The following is a 2881-nucleotide window of genomic DNA, read 5'->3' on the forward strand; positions in this document are numbered from 1 at the left end:
CAGCAGCCCTTCGTCCTCGACCAGATCGAGCCCGTTGGCGAAGGCGAGATTGCGGGCGTCGGCAAGGATGATCTCCTTGCGGCGGTCGGCATCGAGCACGACCTTGGCCGCTTCCAGTTTGGAAACATAGTCGTCGAAGCGGCGCACCATGATCGCATCAGGCGCATGGAAGCGGTGGCCATAGGTGATGTTGCCGGAGCGGATGCCGTCGATCTCGAAATCGACCACGACCGGCTCCTCTGTCTCCGGGCCGAACGTGCACAGGATCGATTGCAGCGGGCGCACCCAGCGCAATGAACCTGGCTTGGCCGAGGCCGGCCCCCAGCGCATCGATTTCGGCCACGGGAAATTGCGGATGATATCAGGCACCAGGTCCGCGATGATCTGTTCGGCCGCCCTGCCCGGCTTCGAAATGTGGGCGACATAAAAATCGCCCTTCTTCGGATCGGAATGGACATGCGCCTCGGCGATCGAGGAAAGTCCGGCCTTGCGCAGGAAGCCCTGGACCGCCTGTTCGGGCGCCGATGTCGAAGGCCCCTTGATCTCTTCGTTTATATCCTTCGAGCGCGCGGTGAGACCCCTGATGTCGAGGGTCAGCCGCCGCGGCGTCCAGTACTCGCGCGCCGCCTCATAGGTCAGCCCCGCCTCGACCAGGCCGTCAGTCAGCATCTTCCTGAGATCGCCAGCCGCCTTGCGCTGCATGCGGGCGGGAATCTCTTCCGAGCGGAGTTCTAGAAGCAGGTCAGGCATGGATGGGGCTCACGCGGCAAAATGGTCCGGGCGGGGGCATAGCAACTCGGCTGGCCGCTGTCACCCTTTCCGCACGGGGATCGCCGATTTGCGCCCGTTTCCAGAAATTTTGGCCATCCTGTCGGGACGAGACCGCGCCACCCGTCCTTGGATCAAAGATTTCCATGAACCGAACGCAGCGCTGAAGCGACCCACGCTCAGGCAGGGAACATTTGGCTCAACGACCATGAAAACGGCATCCAGACTTCTGCAGATCCTCGCACTCGGCGCCTGCTTCACCGCGCAGGCTCACGGTGCCTTCTCGATGCCGGGCGTTCGACAGGCATTGCGCACAATCGACGGTGCCAGCAGCCAGAACATACTGCCGATCAAAGCTTCCTTCGAGATGATGAAGCGGGCCTGAGACTCAGGCCGCCAGGCCACCCGCCTGCGTCTTCAAAAACGCCTCACCGCAGGCCTTCGCCAGATTGCGCACCCGCAGGATGTAGCTCTGCCGTTCGGTGACCGAAATCACGCCGCGCGCGTCAAGCAGGTTGAAGACATGGCTGGCCTTGATGCACTGATCATAGGCCGGGAAAACCATGCGGTGCATCGGCAGATTGTCGTTCGATGCCGGCGCGCCGGCATCGAGCAGCGCCTTGCATTCGGTCTCGGCGTCCTCGAAGTGGCGCAGAAGCATCGCCGTGTTGGCGTGTTCGAAATTGTGGCGCGAATATTCCTGCTCGGCCTGCAGGAAGACATCGCCATAGGTGACCTTGTCGGCGCCTTCCCGGCCGTTGAAATTGAGGTCGTAGACATTGTCGACGCCCTGCACATACATGGCCAGCCGCTCCAGCCCGTAGGTGAGTTCGCCGGCCACCGGTGCGCATTCGATACCGCAGACCTGCTGGAAATAGGTGAACTGCGAGACTTCCATGCCGTCGCACCAGCATTCCCAGCCGAGACCCCAGGCGCCCAGCGTCGGGCTTTCCCAATCATCCTCGACGAAGCGGATGTCGTGCAGCAGCGGATCGACGCCGATCGCCGCCAGCGAGCCGAGATAGAGTTCCTGCAAGTTGGGCGGGTTCGGCTTCAGGATCACCTGGTACTGGTAATAATGCTGCAGCCGGTTCGGGTTCTCGCCATAACGCCCGTCCTTGGGGCGGCGCGAGGGCTGGACATAGGCAGCGTTCCAGCGTTTCGGGCCGAGCGCGCGCAGCGTCGTTGCCGGATGAAAGGTGCCGGCGCCGACTTCCATGTCGTAGGGTTGCAGGATGACGCAGCCATAGGCCGCCCAATAGTTGTGCAAGGTCAGGATCAGCCCCTGGAACGAGCGGCTGGGATGCATATGGGCGGGGATTTCAATTGTCACGGGTGGCCTCGACAGCACAGGCTAGCTTGCCGGCACGTCCTAGAGACACGGCGGCGAAGCGTCAAGCAAAGCACGACGATGCGGTTGCGCCGACATTATGGAGCTGGCCCATTGCCCATCTCTCGGGCCTGCGCTCTGTTCGCCTGTGCAGCAACGACAACAGGTTTCAGCCATGCCCAGCCCGATCGTCATCCGCCCCGTTGCGCGACAGGATTTCGAGCAATGGCTGCCGCTGTGGGACGGCTACAATGCATTTTATGGCCGCTCGGGCGAAACGGCCCTGCCGGGTGAGATTACCCAGATGACATGGTCGCGTTTCTTCGATGCCTATGAGCCGGTCCACGCGCTGGTGGCCGAAAGCGAGGGACGGCTTCTCGGCCTCGTGCATTATCTCTTCCATCGCAGCACCACGGCGATCGCGCCGAATTGCTATCTGCAGGACCTTTTCACCACGCAGGCATCGCGTGGCAAAGGCATCGGACGGGCGCTGATCGAGGGCGTCTACGAGCGTGCCCAGGCGGCCGGCTCAGGCCGGGTATACTGGCTGACGCATGAGACCAATCACACGGCGATGAAGCTTTACGACAAGGTCGCCGAACACTCCGGCTTTGTCGTCTATCGCAAGCTCTTCTGAGGCAGCCAACCGAATACGCGGTTCAAACGAAAACGGGACTTCTGAAAAGAGCCCCGTTTGCGTTGAATTCAAATGGCTTACTTCATCCCTTCGGGGCGGGCACCGGCTCCGGCTTGACCTTCGGGGTCTCCTGCGCCGTGTTGGAT

4 protein-coding genes are annotated in these 2881 nt (G+C 62.0%); 2 read left to right on the top strand and 2 right to left on the bottom strand.

Translation table 11 applies throughout. The annotated features are described in order from the left end of the window. A partial coding sequence (locus EN969_RS24995) for a glycine--tRNA ligase subunit beta (protein ID WP_127419480.1) occupies positions 1 to 750 on the bottom strand: 750 nt, incomplete at its 3' end. An 88-nt stretch (positions 751 to 838) separates the two neighbouring features. On the opposite strand from EN969_RS24995, the gene EN969_RS25000 reads away from it, so the two are divergent. Further along, on the top strand, positions 839 to 1153 hold the full coding sequence (locus tag EN969_RS25000) for a hypothetical protein (protein ID WP_127224221.1): 315 nt from the start codon (positions 839 to 841) through the stop codon (positions 1151 to 1153). Positions 1154 to 1156: 3 nt separating this feature from the next. Here EN969_RS25000 and EN969_RS25005 read toward each other — a convergent pair whose 3' ends face one another. After that, on the bottom strand, positions 1157 to 2077 hold the full coding sequence (locus tag EN969_RS25005) for a glycine--tRNA ligase subunit alpha (RefSeq protein ID WP_174299093.1): 921 nt from the start codon (positions 2075 to 2077) through the stop codon (positions 1157 to 1159). A 196-nt stretch (positions 2078 to 2273) separates the two neighbouring features. Here EN969_RS25005 and EN969_RS25010 point away from each other — a divergent pair, with 196 nt between their 5' ends. Then, positions 2274 to 2735 carry a GNAT family N-acetyltransferase gene (locus tag EN969_RS25010; protein WP_024502644.1) on the top strand — a complete coding sequence of 154 codons (462 nt, stop codon included), beginning with the start codon at positions 2274 to 2276 and terminating at the stop codon, positions 2733 to 2735. Positions 2736 to 2881: the final 146 nt, after the last annotated feature.

The organism is Mesorhizobium sp. M7A.F.Ca.CA.003.01.2.1 (assembly GCF_003998945.1).
Classification (GTDB): Bacteria; Pseudomonadota; Alphaproteobacteria; order Rhizobiales; family Rhizobiaceae; genus Mesorhizobium; species Mesorhizobium ciceri.

Excerpts from the sequence above, each read along its gene's own strand:
- EN969_RS25010 (WP_024502644.1), top strand. The coding sequence starts at position 2,274 with ATGCCCAGCCCGATCGTCATCCGCCCCGTTGCGCGACAGGATTTCGAG.
- EN969_RS25005 (WP_174299093.1), bottom strand. The coding sequence starts at position 2,077 with ATGCATCCCAGCCGCTCGTTCCAGGGGCTGATCCTGACCTTGCACAAC.